Below are 16,133 nucleotides of genomic sequence, written 5' to 3' on the forward strand. Positions count from 1 at the left end.
GCCACGCCACCGTCGTCCGCGTGGCCGGTCGGTGCCGGGCGTTCCGACACCGGCGACACGCCGTACAGGTCAGGGTCGGTGCGGTCCGGAGAGCGCGAGGTAGCCGTGCTCGGCGGCCTGCTGCACCACCCACTGGTCGCGGTACCAGCCGTCGGTGTCGACCAGTTCCGCGTGCGGTCCCCGCTGGACCATCCGACCGGCGTCGAGCACCAGCACCTCGTCGAGCCCGTCGAGCCCGGTGAGCCGATGCGTGATCAACAGCACCGAGTGTCCGGCCGGTGTGGCGGCCAGGGTCGAGGCGAGCACCTCGTCGGCGGCGACCGGGTCGAGACCCTCGGTCGGCTCGTCCAGCACCAGCACGCCGGGCGCGGCGAGCAGCGCGCGGGCCAGCGCCAACCGCTGACGCTGACCACCGGAGAGCTGCCCGCCCTCCTCGCCGACCACGGTGTCCCAGCCCGCCGGCTGTGCGCGCACCCAGTCCGCCAGACCGGCGGCCTCGGCGGCGGCGGTCAGCGCGGCCTCGTCGGCGTCGGGGCGGCCGAGGAGCAGGTTGTCCCGGACGGTGGCGTGGAACACGTACGCCTCGGCGAGCAGCCCGCCGACCGCGCCCGGCAGGTCCTCCGGCGGGTACGTCGACACGTCGCGCCCGGCCAGGCGCACCCGGCCGGAGTCCGGGGACACCGCACCGGTCAGCACGGCGGCGAGGGTGCTCTTGCCGGCCCCACTCGGACCCACCACGGCGACCCGGCGGCCGGGCGGCAGGTCGAGGTCGAACCGGTCGAGCGCGGCGGGCGCCCCGGCCCGGTAACGGACGGTGACCTCGTCGAACCGTACCCGGGGGACGCCGCCGTCGGACGCCGACCGCCCACCGGTGGCGTCCGGGCGCGGCGTGGCCGACGCGTCGGTGTCGCGGCGCGACGGGACCGGCGCGGCGGAGCGGTCCTCGGCCGGTGCCAGCAGCGGAGCGACCCGGGCCAGTCCGGAGCGCAGCCCGGTCCACTGTCGGGCGGCACCGACCAGCGCGAGGGCGATCTCCACGGCGGCCAGGGTGCCGACCGCCAGCACCCCGGTCAGCGCACCGGACACGTCGGCCCGCAGCGCCACGACCACCACGGCACCGGCGGTCAGCCCGGCCACCAGCATCCCGAGGCCGTCGACGGCGAAGCCGAGCGCGGCGAGCCGCCGCTCCAGCCGGGCGAGTCGACGCGCCCGCCCACCGGCGGCGTCGAGCGCACCGGCGGTGGCACCGAAGGCGGCCAGGTCGGCCGCGCCGTGGGTGAGGTCGACGGCGTCGGCGGCGAGCGCACCGCGCAACGGCGCCAGCTCGGCGGCGGCCCGTCGGGTCAGCGCGGTGGCCAGCAGCGGCAGGCCCACCCCGGCGACCAGCAGACCGACGGCGAGGACGAGCGCGGCCGACGGCGCGACCAGCACGGTCAGACCGACCGCCACCAGGCTCACCGTCGCGGCGGCGGCAGCCGGTACGAGCACCCGCAACAGCAGGTCCTGCACCGCCTCCACATCGGAGACCAGGCGACTGAGCGCGTCCCCGCTGCGCGGCGGGGCACCCCGTCGGGCGGCGAGGGTGGCGAACACCCGGGCCCGGACGTCGGTGACGAGCCGGAGCACCGCGTCGTGCCCGGCCAGCCGTTCGGTGTAGCGCAGCACACCCCGGCTCACCGCGAGCGCCCGCACCGCGACGATCGCCACGGTGAGCCGGTCCAGTTCCGGTCGACCGGCGGCGGTCATCAACAGCCAGGTGGCGGTGGCCATCAGGGCCAGGGCGGCGAACTCGGTGGCCGCCGCGAGCAGCCCCGCGCCGACCAGCCGCCGCAGGTACGGCCGGGCCAGCCGGAGTACGGCGGCCTCGGGTGAGGAGCCGACGCGACCGGTCGTGGTGGGCCGGGTGGCGCTCATCGGGCCTCCCCGGCCGCCTGCGGGGTCAACTCGGTGACCCGACCGTCCTCGACACGCAGGACCCGGTCGGCGTCGTCCAGCAGCGCGGGCCGGTGCGCGACCAGCAGCGCGGTCCGTCCGGTCACCAGCCGACGGGTGGCCGACAGCACCACCGCCTCGGCGGCGGCGTCCAGGCGCGCGGTCGGTTCGTCGAGCAGCACCACCGGCGCGTCCCGCAGGAACGCCCGAGCCAGCGCCACCCGCTGCCGCTGACCGCTGGACAGGCCGTGCCCGCGTTCGCCGAGCCGGGTGTCCAGCCCGTCGGGCAGGGACTCGACCACCTCGTCCAGCGCCGCGTCGCGCACCGCGACGGCGACCGCCTCCGGTGTGGCGTCGGAGGTGCCGAGGCGGATGTTGTCGGCCAGCGACGTGGCGAACAGGTGGGCCCGCTGCGGCACCCAGGCCACCTGGCGACGCCATCCGTCGACGTCGGCGTCGGCCAGGTCGACACCGCCGACGGTGACCCGCCCGGAGGTCGGTGCGACGAAACCGAGCAGCAGGCCGAGCAGGGTGCTCTTGCCCGCACCGCTCGGACCGATGATCGCCACCCGCTCGCCCGGCCGGATGGTCAGCGTGACGTCCCGCAGCGCGGTGGTGCGCTCGTACGCGACCGTCACCGCCTCGAACCGGATCTCGCCGCGCCCGTCGGGCGACGCGCCCTTACGCGGCGCGGGCGTCGGGGCGGACTCGGAGAGCGTGAGCGCCTCGTCCAGCGCGGTGAGCCCCTCCATGCTGGCGTGGAACCGGCTGCCGGCGGCCCGCAACGGCAGGTACGCCTCCGGAGTGAGCAGCAGCACCAGCAGCGCGGTCTGGAGCAGCAGGCCGCCGTCGAGCAGGCGCAGCCCGACCGGGACCGCCACCAGCGCCACCGACAGGGTGGCGACCAGCTCCAGCACCAGGGCGGAGAGGAAGGCGATGCGCAGGGTCTTCATGGTGGCGATGCGGTGCCCGTCGGCCATCCGTCGGACCGCGTCGGTCTGTGCCCGCGCCCGCCCGAACGCCCGCAGCGTCGGCAGCCCCGCCACCATGTCCAGGAAGTGCCCGCCGAGCCGGGACAGCCGCCGCCACTGCCGTTCCGTGGCGGCCTGGGCCTGCCAGCCGAGCAGCGCCCCGAAGATCGGGATGAGCGGCAGGGTCAACGCGATGATCACCGCCGAACTCCAGTCGGCGAAGAGGACCCGACCGAGCACCGCCACCGGCACCGTAACGCTCAGCACGAGCTGCGGCAGGTAACCGGTGAAGTAGGCGTCGAGCGCGTCCAGCCCACGACCGGCCAGGGTGGCCAACTGCCCGGCCCGCTGGCCGGCGACCCAGCCCGGTCCGTGTCGCGCGACCGCGCCCAGCAGGTCGGCCCGCAGCGCGGCCTTGACCGTGGCCGCCGCCCGTGCCGAGACCGCACCCTGCGCCCAGACCACCAGCGCGCGGGCCGCGACGGCGACCACCAGACCGGCCAACGCGACGCGGTCCAGCCGACCGGCGTACGCGGTCGCCAGCAGCGCCGCCAGGGCGGTGGCCTGCGCCACGACCAGCCCGGCGGCGAGCACCCCGAGCAGCGCGAGCAGCATGAGGTCGCGCCGGGCCGCGGGGACCCGGCGCAGCAGCCGCGGGTCGAAGGGGCGGCGGCTCACCAGCGCACCGGTGCCCCACCGTCGGTCCGTCCCCGGAGAATCCGCCAGCACATCGCCTGGCAGCCTAGCCGGGGCGCGACGAGCGCCCACGGGCGCGGAGCGGGTACGCGGGACACCACGTCGGTCGTCAGCTCAGGAACAGTGAGATGGGCAGGGCCGCCACGGTGGTGGCCACGGTCAGCGCGGCGGCACCGATCAGCCGGGCCGGGCGTTCGGCGACCATCAGCCGCTGCACCCGTACGTCCAGGTCCCGGTCGCCCAGACCGAGCGTGCCGGCCGGCGTGATCCGGTTGCCGGCGGCGGCGAACCGCCGCAGCGCACCGGCCAGCGGGGCCTCCGCGTGCAGTTCCCGGGCCTTGTCGTCGGCGCGCATCTCGACCAGCAGCGACACCCGCTCGTGCGCCTCGTGCACCCAGCGCAGCCAGGGCAGCGCCCGGCACAGCGCGGTGAACGGCAGCAGCACCAGATCGTGCCGTTCCTCGGCGTGCGCCCGCTCGTGCGTCAGCACCGCCGCCAGCTCAGCCCGGTCGAGCAGACTCAGCGTGCCGGCGCTGACCACCACCCGGGGCTTCACCCCCGGTAGGCAGTACGCCGCCGCGCCCGGATGGTCCAGCACCAGCGCCCCGGGGACGGTGGGGTCCCGCCGGGCCACCAGGGCCAGCAGGTCCCGGTGTCGACGCTGCGCGCGTACCGTGCCGTGGATGCTGCGTACCGTCGAGGTCAGCAGCACCGCGCCGATGCCGAACCCGATGCCGACCAGCCCCAGGTGCACCGGGCCGACGCCCACCGGAAGCGTGCTGTGCCACAGGTCGTTCGCGAGCGCGAGCAGCGCGCTGCCGGTGCCCCGGTCGTAGGCGGCCAGCCCGATCGCGATCGGCAGGCCCATCGCGGACAGCCCGGCGGCCAGGCCGACCGCCTGCCAGCACAGGATCGCGACCCGGGGGGTGCGCCACGTCCACGTCGAGCGGGTGAGCACCTGCGCGATCAGCCAGCAGGCCAGCATCGCGGCGGCGAAGTGCACGGTCTGCGCCACGTCGTCGCCCCTACCGCTCGGCGGTCTCGTCGGCCCGACCCGGCCGGGTCGCCCGGTCCCGGCGGATCGCCTGTTCCGGTGCGGGTGCCTCGACCTGATCGGCCAGCGCCGCGCCGTCACCGGGCCCGTCCGGCGTAGCCGACGTCATCCCGGCCTCGGCGGAGAGCGCGGCCCGCAGGACGTCCGCCTCGGTGCCGGTCACCGAGCGGGCGAACCGGACCAGCGCCGCGTCGCGGCTGCCACCAAGGTCCAGGGCGTCGAGCATGATCTGGGCGATGTACGCCTCACGGCTGGCTGCGGCCCGGTACCGCCAGGCCCGCCCCTCCCGCTCGCGCTGCACCATGCCCTTGCCGGCGAGGCGGTCCAGCACCGTCATCACCGTCGTGTAGGCCAACTCGCGCCCGGCCAGCGCATCGGCGACCTCGCGGACCGTCACCCCACCGGACGTGACGGGCACCGTGTCCCACAGCACGTCCATCACCGCACGCTCAAGATCCCCCAGCCGAGTCACCCCTAAATCCTACCCCCCGTAGTAGACCCCCAGTTCCCGCACCACCCCCACCCCCGCCTCGCCTCAACATCCGCCCACGTCGAGCATCCGTCCCACGCCCGCACCCCGCGTCGGCCGCCCGCACCCCGCGTCGGTCGTTCGGCTTACGTGGCTGGCGTCCGGCGTCCGGCGTTCGCTCCCGCTCCGGGTCTGGCGTCCGGCGTCGGTCGTCCGCGTTCCGCGTCGGCTGTCGGGGCCGTGCCCCGCGTCCGGCTTACGCGTCCGGCGTCCGGCATCTGGTTCCGCATCCGGGTCCGCGTCCGGCTTGCGCATCTGGGTCCGCATCCCGCTTACGCGCCCGGCGTCCGGCCCGCGTCCGGTTAATTCGTCCGGGTCCGCGTTCGGCGTCGACACAACTTCCTGGAAACTGCTGCCTCCCGACCACCCCGACACAGCAACATCCAAGAAGTTGTGCAGATCTTGACCGTCCACCGGCGATGCCAAGCGAGCGCGACGCACGAGCGGGCGCGATGTGCGTCAGGCATGCGTCAGGCGTGGCCCAGGCGTGCGCCAGACGTGCGCGAGAACACCCGCCACTCGCCCCGCTGACCCATCACTCAGCGAAAGGCGGCACCCGAAAGCCGCCACCGACCCTCGGACCAGACCACGAAAGGTTTCCGGGGGGAGCCCACCCGCGCAGGGATCAAGCCTGACCGCCCGGAGCGGGTGGGCTCCCCCCGGAAACCCCCACAGCGAGAAACCCAGAGAGCAAGATAAGGAATCACACCCCCTTGGGATGCCACACCGTCTTCGTCTCCAGCAGCGCCGTCATCCGCCCGAGCCCCGGATCAGCGGACCAGTCGTACCCGGAGCCCACCGGCCGGAGCACCCGCTTGAGGTTCTCCGCCGCCTTGATCTCCAGGTCGACCGCCAGGTCCGCGTCGGCGACCCCGGTCAGGTCGATCGCGTTGACGTCCATGTGTGCGGCCAGCGTGGGCACGGTCTCCGACAGCCGCCCGGTGAGGATGTTGACCACGCCGCCGGGCAGGTCGGAGGTGGCGAGCACCTCGGCGAGGGTGATCGCGGCCAGTGGCGCGTCCGGTGAGGCGGCCACCACGACGGTGTTGCCGGTGACGATCGCCGGGGCGATCACGCTGACCAGGCCGAGCAGGGCCGGGCTCTCCGGGGCCACCACGGCCACCACGCCGGTCGGCTCGGGTGCGGAGAGGTTGAAGTAGGGGCCCGCGACCGGGTTGGCGCCGCCGTACACCTGCGGCAGCTTGTCGGACCAGCCCGCGTACCAGACCCAGCGGTCGGTGGCGGCGTCGACCTCGTCGGCCGGTACGCCGAGACCGATGAACTGGTCGCGGCGGCCCTCCAGCATCTCGGCGACGCGGTAGAGGATCTGACCCCGGTTGTACGCGGTCGCCCCGGCCCAGCCCTTGACGGCGGCGCGGGCGGCGACCACGGCGTCCCGCGCGTCCTTGCGGGAGGCCAGCGACACGTTCGAGTCCTGCACGAGATACGACCGTCCCGACTCGCTACGCGGGAACTTCCCGCCGATGAAGAGCTTGTACGTCTTGCGTACCGCGACCCGCTCAGACATTGAGGTACGCCTCCAGCCCGTGCCGGCCGCCCTCGCGGCCGTAGCCCGACTCCTTGTAGCCGCCGAAGGGCGAGGTCGGGTCGAACTTGTTGAACGTGTTGGCCCAGACGACTCCGGCGCGTAGCCGGTCGGCCGTCCACAGGATGCGGGAACCCTTCTCGGTCCAGATCCCGGCGCTGAGCCCGTACGGCGTGTTGTTGGCCTTCTCCACGGCCTCGGCCGGGGTGCGGAAGGTCAGCACGGACAGCACCGGGCCGAAGATCTCCTCGCGGGCGATCCGATGGGCCTGGGTGACGCCGGTGAAGATGGTCGGCGCGAACCAGAAGCCACGGTCCGGCAGCTCGCACGGCGGCGACCAGCGCTGCGCGCCCTCGGCGGCACCGGCCTCGGTCAGCTCGTGGATCCGGGCGAGCTGGGCGGCGGAGTTGATGGCCCCGACGTCGGTGTTCTTGTCCAGCGGGTCACCGACGCGCAGCAGCGCCATCCGGCGCTTGAGCGATTCCAGCACCTGCTCGGCGACGGACTCCTGCACCAGCAGGCGGGAACCGGCGCAGCAGACGTGCCCCTGGTTGAAGAAGATGCCGTTGACGATGCCCTCGACCGCCTGGTCGACGGGGGCGTCGTCGAAGACGATGTTGGCGGCCTTGCCGCCGAGTTCCAGGGTGAGCTTCTTGCGGCTGCCGGCGACGGCGCGGGCGATGGCCCGGCCGACGTCGGTGGACCCGGTGAACGCGACCTTGTCGACGCCGTCGTGTTCGACCAGGGCCCGGCCGGTCTCCCCGGCACCGGTGACGATGTTGACCACACCGGCCGGCAGGTCGGCCTGCTGGCAGATCTCGGCGAACAGCAGTGCGGTCAGCGGGGTGGTCTCGGCGGGCTTGAGCACCACCGTGTTGCCGGCGGCGAGCGCCGGGGCGATCTTCCAGGCCAGCATGAGCAGCGGGAAGTTCCACGGGATGACCTGCGCCGCCACGCCGAGCGGACGCGGGTTCGCGCCGAACCCGGCGTGCTCCAGCTTGTCCGCCCAGCCGGCGTAGTAGAAGAAGTGCGCGGCGACCAGCGGCAGGTCGACGTCGCGGGACTCCTTGATCGGCTTGCCGTTGTCCAGCGACTCCAGCACGGCCAGCTCACGCGAGCGTTCCTGAATGAGGCGGGCGATCCGGAACAGGTACTTGGCCCGGTCCCGGCCCGGCATCGGACCCCAGACCTTGTCGTACGCCTTCCGCGCGGCGCGGACCGCGCGGTCCACGTCCTGGCTGCCGCCCTCGGCGACCTCGGCGAGTACCTCCTCCGAGGAGGGGCTGATCGACTTGAAGCTGCCGCCGTCGGCCGGGTCGACGAAGGTGCCGTCGATGAACAGGCCGTACGAGTCCTTGATGTCCACCACCGAGCGCGACTCGGGGGCGGGTGCGTATTCGAACATCGCGTTCAGTCCAGGGTGAAGTAGTCGGGACCGGCGTAGACACCGGTCGTCAGCTTGGTGCGCTGCATGAGCAGGTCGTTGAGCAGGCTGGACGCGCCGAAGCGGAACCAGTCCGGGTCGAGCCAGTCCGGCCCGACGGTCTCGTTGACCATGACCAGGTACTTGACGGCGTCCTTGGTGGTCTTGATGCCGCCGGCCGGCTTCACGCCGACCTGTCGACCGGTGGCGGCGCGGAAGTCGCGGACCGCCTCCAGCATGACCAGCGTCACCGGCAGGGTGGCCGCGACTGGGACCTTGCCGGTGGAGGTCTTGATGAAGTCGCCGCCGGCCAGCATCGCCAGCCAGGAGGCGCGGCGTACGTTGTCGTAGGTGGCCAGTTCGCCGGTCTCCAGGATCACCTTGAGGTGGGCGTCCCCGCAGGCTTCCTTGGTCGCCACGATCTCGTCGTACACCTCGGCGTAGCGACCGGCCAGGAACGCGCCCCGGTTGATGACCATGTCGATCTCGTCGGCGCCCGCCTCGACGGCCGCCCGGGTGTCGGCGAGCTTGATCTCCAAGGGCGCCTGACCGGACGGGAACGAGGTCGCCACGCTGGCCAGGTGCACGGCAGACCCGCGAAGCACCTCGGCCACGTGCGGGACCATCGCGGGATAGACGCAGACCGCGCCGACGTGGGGGCAGGACGGGTCGGCCGGGTCGGGGCGCAGCGCCTTGGCGGCGAGCGCGCGTACCTTGCCGGGGGTGTCCGCGCCTTCCAGCGTGGTGAGGTCGACCATTCGGATCGCGAGGTCGATCGCCTGTGCCTTGGCGGTGGTCTTGATGGAGCGGGTGCCGAGTTGGGCTGCCCGCTGCTCCGCGCCGACCTGGTCCACGCCCGGTAGGCCGTGCAGGAAGGTCCGCAGAGCGGTCTCGGATCGTCCCAGCTCGGAGAGGTCCGACCGGGCCGACGTCGCTGTCGCCGTCATGCGCCGAAGTCTACGCAGGCGGGAGCCACCGGTCTTGATCATGACGGCGGGCGGGCGTTCCGGGTGAGCGACGTCGCTGCTGCGGGCCGGGGACCGCGCGTCGGGGTCCGGGGCGGGTAGGTTGAGCGATCGTGGACGTACTCGTCATTGACCATCCGCTCGCCCAGTCCCGGCTGACCGCCATGCGGGACGAACGGACCGATTCCGCCTCGTTCCGGGCGGCGCTGCACGAACTCACCACCATGCTGGTGTACGAGGCCGCGCGCTCCTTCCCGATCGAGCGGTACCCGGTGCAGACCCCGGTCACCGGCACCGAGGGCACCCGGCTGGCCAACCCGCCGCTGCTGGTGCCCGTGCTGCGGGCCGGTCTCGGCATGGCCGACGCGGCGTTGGGGCTGCTGCCGGAGTCGTCGATGGGCTTCGTCGGGCTGGCCCGGGACGAGGAGACCTTCGAACCGCGCGCCTACATGGAGTCGCTGCCCCGCGACCTGAGCGGCCTGCCGGTGCTGGTCCTCGACCCGATGCTGGCCACCGGCGGCTCGTTGGAGCACTGCTGCCGACTGCTGGCCGAGCGCGGCTGCACCGACATCACGGTGCTCTGCGTACTCGCCGCACCGGCCGGGATCGCCCGGCTGGAGCGGTCCGGCCTGCCGCTGCGTCTGGTCACCGCATCGATCGACGATGGCCTCAACGACAGCATGTTCATCGTGCCGGGCCTCGGGGACGCCGGGGACCGCCAGTTCGGCGGCATGCCCCGGTTCTGATCCGTCTGTCTTCGTCCCACGCTCGTCGTGGCGGGTTTGTCGTGCGGGCGGTGGTGTCGAGCGGCTACCGTCTCGGGCCATGACTGGTGTTCCGCTCGCCGAGGAACTGCTCCTACTGGCGTACGACGACGAATCCGGCAAGGCGACCATGCCCCGGATCAGCCTCGACCTGGGCATGGCCGCCGCCGTGTTGATCGAGCTGGCCCTGGCGGGTCGGATCGCGTACGCCGAGGGCGCCCTGACGGTGGTCGACGCGACACCGACGGGCGAGCCGGTCACCGACGACGTGCTGTCCCGGATCGCGGCGGACACCCCGCACAGCCCGTCCTCCTGGGTGCAGCGGCTGCGGCACGGTCTGCGCGACAAGGTCCTCGGCGACCTGTGCGCGCACGGGGTGGTGCGGGACGTCGACGAGACGGAGTTGGGCTTCATCCACGTACACCGCTACCCGGTGCTGGATCCCTCGGTCGAGGCGGAGACCCGCCAACGGCTCGCCGCCGCGCTGACCGGCGAAGCACCCGACGAGCGGACCGCCGCGCTGGCGACGCTGGTCGCCGTACTCCGGATGGAATCGGCGCTGGGGGCACCCGGTGAGGACGCCACCGAGGCCCGCCGCCGGTTGGAGGAGATCGCCAGCGGAGCGGGCTTCTCCGGCGAGGTGGGCCTGGAGAGTTCCGTGGTCCGCCCCTCGGTCGGCCTGGTGGTCGCCGCCCTCGGCCGCGCCGTCCAGGCCGCTCTCGGCCCCCGTCGCTGACCCCACCCGCCCCGCCGCCCTGCGCGCCGTCGCCGTGCTCTGTGCGCCGTCGCCGTGCCTCGCCGCTGCCCTGCGCGCCGATCATGGAGTTGTGGTCGCAAGTTTGTGTTGATACGTCCACATCTGCGGCTGCCACGACTCCATGATCGACGCCGGACGCCGGACGCCGGACGCCGGACGCCGGACGGGGGGCGGGGGGCGGGGGGCGTGGGGTTAGGGGTCAGCGGGACAGGTGGGTGGTGCGGACGGCGGTGACGAAGGCGGACCAGGCGGTGGGCGTGACGGTGAGTGCCGGGCCGGTCGGGTCCTTGCTGTCGCGGATGCCGACGACGCCGGACAGGTTGTCGGCGACCTCGACGCAGTCACCCCCGTTGGTGCCGCTGCGGGTGCTGGTGCGCCACGTCGCGCCGGTCAGGTCACTCATAGCACTCTCCCAGGATGGCATCGATCAACTCCATCGATTGTCCCTCCCCGAGCGCGACGGATTCCAGCCCTCGCCAGACCCGCACGTGAGCGGCGAACTCGTGCGGCTGGTCGAGGTAGAGCGCGCCGGTGAGCCCCTCGACATAGACGGTGGGGGGTTCGCTCGGGCCGCCGAGCAGGGCCTCCGGGAAGTCGAGCAGCACGAAGGTGCCCGCCTCGGCGGCGAGCGGTGGGCCGGCGGCGAGCGGCAGGATGCGGATCGAGATGTTGTGCCGCTGCCCGACGGCCAGCAGGTGCCGGAGTTGACCGGCCATCACCGGTCGACCGGGCACCGGGCGGCGTAGCACCGCCTCGCTGAGCATCACGGTCAGCTCCGGGGCGGGTGGGAGCCGCCGGGTGAGCAGCCCCTGTCGCTGGATTCGGAAGTTCACCGCCTTCCTGCGTTCCTCCTCGCTCAACTCGGGTCGGTTGAGTAGGAAGAGCGCGGTGGCGTACTCGGGCGTCTGCAATAGTCCGGGCACCAGTTCGGCGTTGTAGTGCCGCACGCTGCTGGCCACATTCTCCAGCCCGATGTAAAGCGAGAACCAGGCCGGGATGGAGCGGCCGTACGCGTGCCACCACCCCTCGGCCTTGCCGACCTCGGCGAGCCCGAGCAGCACGCTCGCCTGGTCGGGCGTGGCCCGGTAGAGGTCGCAGAGCACGCGTACGTCCGGGCCCCTGGCCGGGGTCAGGCCGCGCTCGATCCGCCAGATCTTCTGGCGCGAGCAGTCGAGCCGGTCGGCTGCCGCCTCGATGCTGACCCGGGCGTCGACCCGGAGTTGGGTGAGCAGTCTGCCGAGTTGCCGTCGGGGGACGGTAGAACCGTTCGTTGCATGCACCGTGCAACACTCCTCAGTTCCAGAATGCAACCAATTCCCGCCTTCGAGGAAACGTATTGCGAGGGCGTTTCCGTCGAATGCAGAAATGGCGATGGTTGATGGAGTGATGCTATTTGTGGACGCTCATCGCAGGCAAGCGGTAGCGCTCGGTGATTGTGCTCGGGTGTTAGGAGGGGTCCCCTGCTATGCACGAGGCGTTAGTAAGGTGCCCTTCCTTACATCCCTAAAGCCCGCGCAACCTCCAGCCGCAACTCGCCGACGGCCGCCGCCGCGCGAGCCCGGGCCGCGGCGACGTCACCGTCGGCGACCTGTTCCACCACCTCCAGGTACGCCTTGAGCTTCGGCTCGGTGCCGGAGGGCCGGATCACCACCCGGGCCGCCCCGGTACGCAGGATGACCACGTCCGCCTCGGGCAGCAGGTCCGCTGCCTCGGTGACCGGCTGACCGAGCAGCGTGTCCGGGGTGGCCGCCCGGATCCGGGCCATCGCGTCGGCGATCCGACGCAGGTCGTCGACGCGGACCGAGAGTTGATCGGTGTGGTGGACGCCGAACTCGGCGGCCAACTCGTCCAGCCGGTCGGTGAGCGTACGGCCCTGGGTCTTGAGGTCGGCGGCCAACTCGGCCACGGTCAGCGCGGCGGTGATGCCGTCCTTGTCGCGTACGTGGTCGGGGGCGACGCAGTAGCCGAGCGCCTCCTCGTAGCCGTACACCAGCGGCGCGGAGCCGTCCCCGGCCCGCACGATCCACTTGAACCCGGTCAGCGTCTCGCCGTAGGGCAGGTTCCGGGCGGTGCACATCGCCCGCAGCAGCGACGACGAGACGATGGTGGTGGCGTAGAGGCCGGTCACGCCTCGCCGCATCAGGTGGTCGGCGAGCAGCACCCCCACCTCGTCACCCCGCAGCATCCGCCAGCCCGAGCCGTCCGCGCCGCCCGGCGCAGGCGCAGCGTCCGGCCCGCTCACCGGGTTGCGGACCGCCACGGCGCAGCGGTCGGCGTCGGGGTCGTTGGCGATGGCGAGGTCCGCGCCGGTGGTGTCGGCGAGCGCGACCAGCAGGTCCACCGCGCCCGGCTCCTCCGGGTTGGGGAAGCTGACGGTCGGGAAGTCGGCGTCCGGTTCGGCCTGCTCCGGCACCACCCCGGGCGTCGGGAAACCGGCGGCGGCGAAGGCGGCGGTGAGGACCGCCGCGCCGACACCGTGCAGCGGCGTGTACGCCACGGTCAGGTCCCGGGGACCATCGGGCGGCACCACCTGCACCGCCCGCGCCACGTACCCGGCGACCAGGTCGTCACCGAGCACCTGCCCGGCGGGGCCGAGCGGCACCTGGGCCAGCGGGCCGACCGACCGGATGGCGGCCTCGATGCCGGTGTCGGCCGGCGGCACGATCTGCGCTCCGGCACCGGAGTCGCCGCCCAGTTCGGCACCGAGATAGACCTTGTAACCGTTGTCCTGCGGCGGGTTGTGGCTCGCCGTCACCATCACCCCGGCGACCGCGCCCAGTTGCCGCACCGCGTACGCCAGCACGGGGGTGGGCAGCGGGCGGGGGAGCAGCAGGGCCGGGCGGCCCGCCCCGGTGGCCACCCGGGCGGTCTGTTCGGCGAACGCGCGGGAACCGCGCCGGGCGTCGTACCCGATCACCAGCGGACCGGTGCCACCCTCGGCGGCAAGCCAGGCGACCAGCCCGGCGGCGGCCTGGGTGACCACGGCGAGGTTCATGCCGTTGGGGCCGGCGCGCAGCGGGCCGCGCAGCCCGGCGGTGCCGAAGGTCAGCGGCCCGGCGAAGCGGTCCGCCAGCTCGGCGGCGCTGTCCGGCAGACGGTCGAGCACCGCCCGCAGTTCCGCCTGGTCAGCCGGGTCGGGGTCGTCGGCGAGCCAGCGCTGAGCCTGCTCGCGGATGGTGTCGATGTCAGTGGTCTCCGCCGCCATTGCCTCTTGATAGCACGGCGGCGGATCACCGTGGACGTCTCCCCGCTCAGCCTGCGGAGGTGAGCTGGAACGACTTGAGCATCTCGTCGTAGATCGGCTTGCTCTCGTCGAACCGGGCGTCGCTGACGGTCAGATAGAACGAGTAGATCCGGCCCTCGTGGGCCACCCCGTGCCAGACGCCGTGCCGCCTGGCATCGCCGTCACCGCAGGTGTACTCGAACTCGGCCGACGGCTTGCCGGCCAGCTCCCGGTCCGCCATCGAGATCTGCGTGTACGGCTTGGCGCAGGAGGCCGAGCGCGTCTTGAGGTTGTTCTCCGCGCTCTGTGCCCAGCGGGTCGAACTGCCGGCCCACTTCTCGTTGAGGATGCGGACCCGGCGACCGTTGTCGTCCGGGTCGGTGTAGTCGATGTAGACGGCGCCGGCCGGAGCGGTCCGCTTCCAGCCCTTCGGCACCAGCATCTGCACGCCGCGCGCCGAGTGCTCCTGCATCTCGACCGGCTCCCCCTCGTCCGAGGAGTTGCCCGGAGCGGCGACCGGCTCGGTGACCGGCGGGTCGCCGCCGCCGGAGAGCGCCACCGCGCTGATCAGCAGCACCAGCACCAGGCCACCGGCCGCCGCGAGCTGGACCTTGCGCGGCCAGCCCTTCACGGTCTCGACCGCGCGAGTGCCCGCGACCTTGGCCTTGTCCAGTGGGCTGCCGCCGCCACCGGTGGACGGCGGCGGTGGTGCGCCGTACGGCTGGCGGGGCGCCGCCGGCCAGCGACCGCCGTAGTCGCCGCCGAGCTGCTGGGTGGCCTCCGGCCGGGCACCGAACCCGTACGCTCCGGCACCCATGTGCTGCGTGGCGTCCGCGCTGATGCGCTGGGTGGTGTTCGCGCCGATGTGCTGGGTGGCGTCGGCCCCGATCCGCTGGGTGGCGTCCGCGCCGCCGATCCGCTGCGTGGCCTCCGACCCACCGATTCGCTGGGTCGCCTCGGCCCCGCCGCCGTAGGTGCGACCAGCGGACGAGGCGGCGTTCTGCTGACCCGGTCGGGCCAGCGCGTCGGCGCTGGTGTCCTCCATCGCTGCGGCACTGGCGGCGGCGGCCTTGCCGGGGCGCTCACCCCGGCTCAGCGCCGCCAGCCGGTCGGTCAGCGACTCACCGGGGGCGAGCATCGCCCGGCCGCCGATCTCGCCGGCCGGCTTGGACTTCTTCGCCGAGGCGGCCGGCGCGGTGATCGGCGCGGACTGCTGCGGCACCGGCACCACGGAGTACGGGTCGGTCATCGAGTTGACCGCGGACGCGGTGCTGCTCAGCGGACCGGCGAGCAGTTCGCGCAGCATGGCGCGGGCGGTGTGCACGTCGAGTCGACGGGCCGGGTCCTTCTCCAGCAGGCCCATCAGCACCCGGGTCAGTGGTCCGCTGCGCTGCGGCGGGGCCGGCGGGTCCTCGACCACCGCGTGCATCGTCTCGATCGGGTCGCCCCGGTCGAAGGGCGGTCGGCCCTCCACAGCGGTGTAGAGCGTCACGCCGAGGGAGAACAGGTCGCTGGGCGGGCCGAACTCCTGGCCCATGGCCCGCTCGGGCGAGATGAAGTGCGGCGAGCCCAGCACCATCCCCGGGGTGGTGAGCTGCACGTCGGTGGGCATCCGGGCGACACCGAAGTCGGTCAGTACGCAGCGGCCGTCGGAGCAGATCAGCACGTTGGCCGGCTTGACGTCGCGGTGCAGGACCCCGATGGCGTGGGCCACCTCCAGCGCGCCGAGCAGCGCGATGCCGATCTTGGCGACCACCCGCTGGGCGATCGGCCCGTCCTCGATCACCATGTCCGCGAGGCTGCGGGCGTCCAGCAGCTCCATCACGATCCACGGGCGTCCGGCCTCGGTGACCACGTCGTACACCTGGACCACCGCCGGGTGGGCGATGGCGGCTGCCGCGCGGGCCTCGCGCAGGGTGCGTTCGTACATCGCGTCGCGGTCGCTGGGTGCCAGTCCGGGCGGCAGGACGACCTCCTTGACCGCCACGTCGCGCCGCAGAAGTGTGTCTGTGGCCCGCCAGACCGTGCCCATGCCACCGTTGCCCACCGTGGAGCGCAACGAGTACCGGTCACCGATCACGGTGCCGGGTGTCGCGCGGCCGTTGGTGGGGATGCTGACTGGTCCGCCGCTCCACGTCGGGATCTGAGTCACAGAAAAGCCACCGGGGGAAGTCGAGGGGGCTGGGACACAACCTCCCTATCTTGCTGGTTCAGACGCCCGATGCGAAACCCGGCGCGGCGGACGTTTCCCGTCCGGAACCGTACGTGTGCAG

General features: G+C 73.1%; 13 protein-coding genes. 2 read left to right on the top strand and 11 right to left on the bottom strand.

Annotated features, from left to right (window positions below; all coding sequences use genetic code 11):
• Positions 1–69 precede the first annotated feature (69 nt).
• The 7 genes from cydC to deoC all read right to left on the bottom strand — a co-directional run bounded on the left by cydC (position 70) and on the right by deoC (position 9,098).
• Positions 70–1,914: a thiol reductant ABC exporter subunit CydC gene (cydC, locus tag ACIBMZ_RS11080; RefSeq protein ID WP_396692489.1), complete on the bottom strand. Its 1,845-nt coding sequence runs from the start codon at positions 1,912–1,914 to the stop codon at positions 70–72.
• Positions 1,911–3,581 (bottom strand): thiol reductant ABC exporter subunit CydD, encoded by a 1,671-nt coding sequence (gene cydD / locus ACIBMZ_RS11085; protein WP_396692491.1) that lies wholly within the window; start codon positions 3,579–3,581, stop codon positions 1,911–1,913. The genes cydC and cydD overlap by 4 nt, the downstream gene beginning before the upstream one ends.
• A gap of 127 nt (positions 3,582–3,708) precedes the next feature.
• Positions 3,709–4,584: a M56 family metallopeptidase gene (locus ACIBMZ_RS11090; protein WP_396692745.1), complete on the bottom strand. Its 876-nt coding sequence runs from the start codon at positions 4,582–4,584 to the stop codon at positions 3,709–3,711.
• A gap of 40 nt (positions 4,585–4,624) precedes the next feature.
• Positions 4,625–5,125: a BlaI/MecI/CopY family transcriptional regulator gene (locus ACIBMZ_RS11095; RefSeq protein ID WP_396692493.1), complete on the bottom strand. Its 501-nt coding sequence runs from the start codon at positions 5,123–5,125 to the stop codon at positions 4,625–4,627.
• 760 nt (positions 5,126–5,885) lie between these two features.
• Positions 5,886–6,710 (bottom strand): aldehyde dehydrogenase family protein, encoded by an 825-nt coding sequence (locus ACIBMZ_RS11100; protein ID WP_396692495.1) that lies wholly within the window; start codon positions 6,708–6,710, stop codon positions 5,886–5,888.
• The gene (locus tag ACIBMZ_RS11105) at positions 6,703–8,133 is read right to left on the bottom strand and encodes an aldehyde dehydrogenase family protein (protein ID WP_396692497.1); all 1,431 of its coding nucleotides are present in this window, start codon (positions 8,131–8,133) and stop codon (positions 6,703–6,705) included. The genes ACIBMZ_RS11100 and ACIBMZ_RS11105 overlap by 8 nt, the downstream gene beginning before the upstream one ends.
• A 5-nt stretch (positions 8,134–8,138) precedes the next feature.
• Positions 8,139–9,098, bottom strand: a complete 960-nt coding sequence (deoC, locus tag ACIBMZ_RS11110; RefSeq protein ID WP_396692499.1) for a deoxyribose-phosphate aldolase — start codon at positions 9,096–9,098, stop codon at positions 8,139–8,141.
• Between the two features lie 131 nt (positions 9,099–9,229).
• On the opposite strand from deoC, the gene upp reads away from it, so the two are divergent.
• Together upp and ACIBMZ_RS11120 are read left to right on the top strand one after the other, a co-directional pair.
• Positions 9,230–9,862: a uracil phosphoribosyltransferase gene (upp, locus tag ACIBMZ_RS11115; RefSeq protein WP_396692500.1), complete on the top strand. Its 633-nt coding sequence runs from the start codon at positions 9,230–9,232 to the stop codon at positions 9,860–9,862.
• A 79-nt stretch (positions 9,863–9,941) separates the two neighbouring features.
• A complete protein-coding gene (locus tag ACIBMZ_RS11120; protein ID WP_396692502.1) occupies positions 9,942–10,616 on the top strand; it encodes a GPP34 family phosphoprotein in 675 nt (224 codons plus the stop codon).
• Between the two features lie 220 nt (positions 10,617–10,836).
• Here ACIBMZ_RS11120 and ACIBMZ_RS11125 read toward each other — a convergent pair whose 3' ends face one another.
• From ACIBMZ_RS11125 to ACIBMZ_RS11140, 4 genes are all read right to left on the bottom strand, one after another.
• Entirely contained in the window at positions 10,837–11,040 is a 204-nt protein-coding gene (locus ACIBMZ_RS11125) for a DUF397 domain-containing protein (RefSeq protein WP_396692504.1), read from the bottom strand.
• Positions 11,033–11,917, bottom strand: coding sequence for a helix-turn-helix domain-containing protein (locus ACIBMZ_RS11130; RefSeq protein ID WP_396692506.1), 885 nt, complete (start codon positions 11,915–11,917; stop codon positions 11,033–11,035). Before ACIBMZ_RS11130 ends, ACIBMZ_RS11125 begins: the two co-directional genes overlap by 8 nt.
• Before the next feature lie 215 nt (positions 11,918–12,132).
• Positions 12,133–13,842 carry a phospho-sugar mutase gene (locus ACIBMZ_RS11135; RefSeq protein ID WP_396692508.1) on the bottom strand — a complete coding sequence of 570 codons (1,710 nt, stop codon included), beginning with the start codon at positions 13,840–13,842 and terminating at the stop codon, positions 12,133–12,135.
• A gap of 46 nt (positions 13,843–13,888) precedes the next feature.
• On the bottom strand, positions 13,889–16,012 hold the full coding sequence (locus ACIBMZ_RS11140) for a serine/threonine-protein kinase (RefSeq protein ID WP_396692510.1): 2,124 nt from the start codon (positions 16,010–16,012) through the stop codon (positions 13,889–13,891).
• Positions 16,013–16,133: the final 121 nt, after the last annotated feature.

The organism is Micromonospora sp. NPDC049900 (assembly GCF_044461025.1).
In the GTDB taxonomy this organism is placed as follows: Bacteria; Actinomycetota; Actinomycetes; order Mycobacteriales; family Micromonosporaceae; genus Micromonospora.

What these genes read in the sequence shown, in the direction of transcription:
- ACIBMZ_RS11090 (WP_396692745.1), bottom strand. Translation starts at nt 4,584, where the DNA reads ATGCTGGCCTGCTGGCTGATCGCGCAGGTGCTCACCCGCTCGACGTGG.
- ACIBMZ_RS11120 (WP_396692502.1), top strand. Translation starts at nt 9,942, where the DNA reads ATGACTGGTGTTCCGCTCGCCGAGGAACTGCTCCTACTGGCGTACGAC.
- cydC (WP_396692489.1), bottom strand. Translation starts at nt 1,914, where the DNA reads ATGAGCGCCACCCGGCCCACCACGACCGGTCGCGTCGGCTCCTCACCC.
- ACIBMZ_RS11105 (WP_396692497.1), bottom strand. Translation starts at nt 8,133, where the DNA reads ATGTTCGAATACGCACCCGCCCCCGAGTCGCGCTCGGTGGTGGACATC.
- ACIBMZ_RS11100 (WP_396692495.1), bottom strand. Translation starts at nt 6,710, where the DNA reads ATGTCTGAGCGGGTCGCGGTACGCAAGACGTACAAGCTCTTCATCGGC.
- ACIBMZ_RS11125 (WP_396692504.1), bottom strand. Translation starts at nt 11,040, where the DNA reads ATGAGTGACCTGACCGGCGCGACGTGGCGCACCAGCACCCGCAGCGGC.
- ACIBMZ_RS11135 (WP_396692508.1), bottom strand. Translation starts at nt 13,842, where the DNA reads ATGGCGGCGGAGACCACTGACATCGACACCATCCGCGAGCAGGCTCAG.
- deoC (WP_396692499.1), bottom strand. Translation starts at nt 9,098, where the DNA reads ATGACGGCGACAGCGACGTCGGCCCGGTCGGACCTCTCCGAGCTGGGA.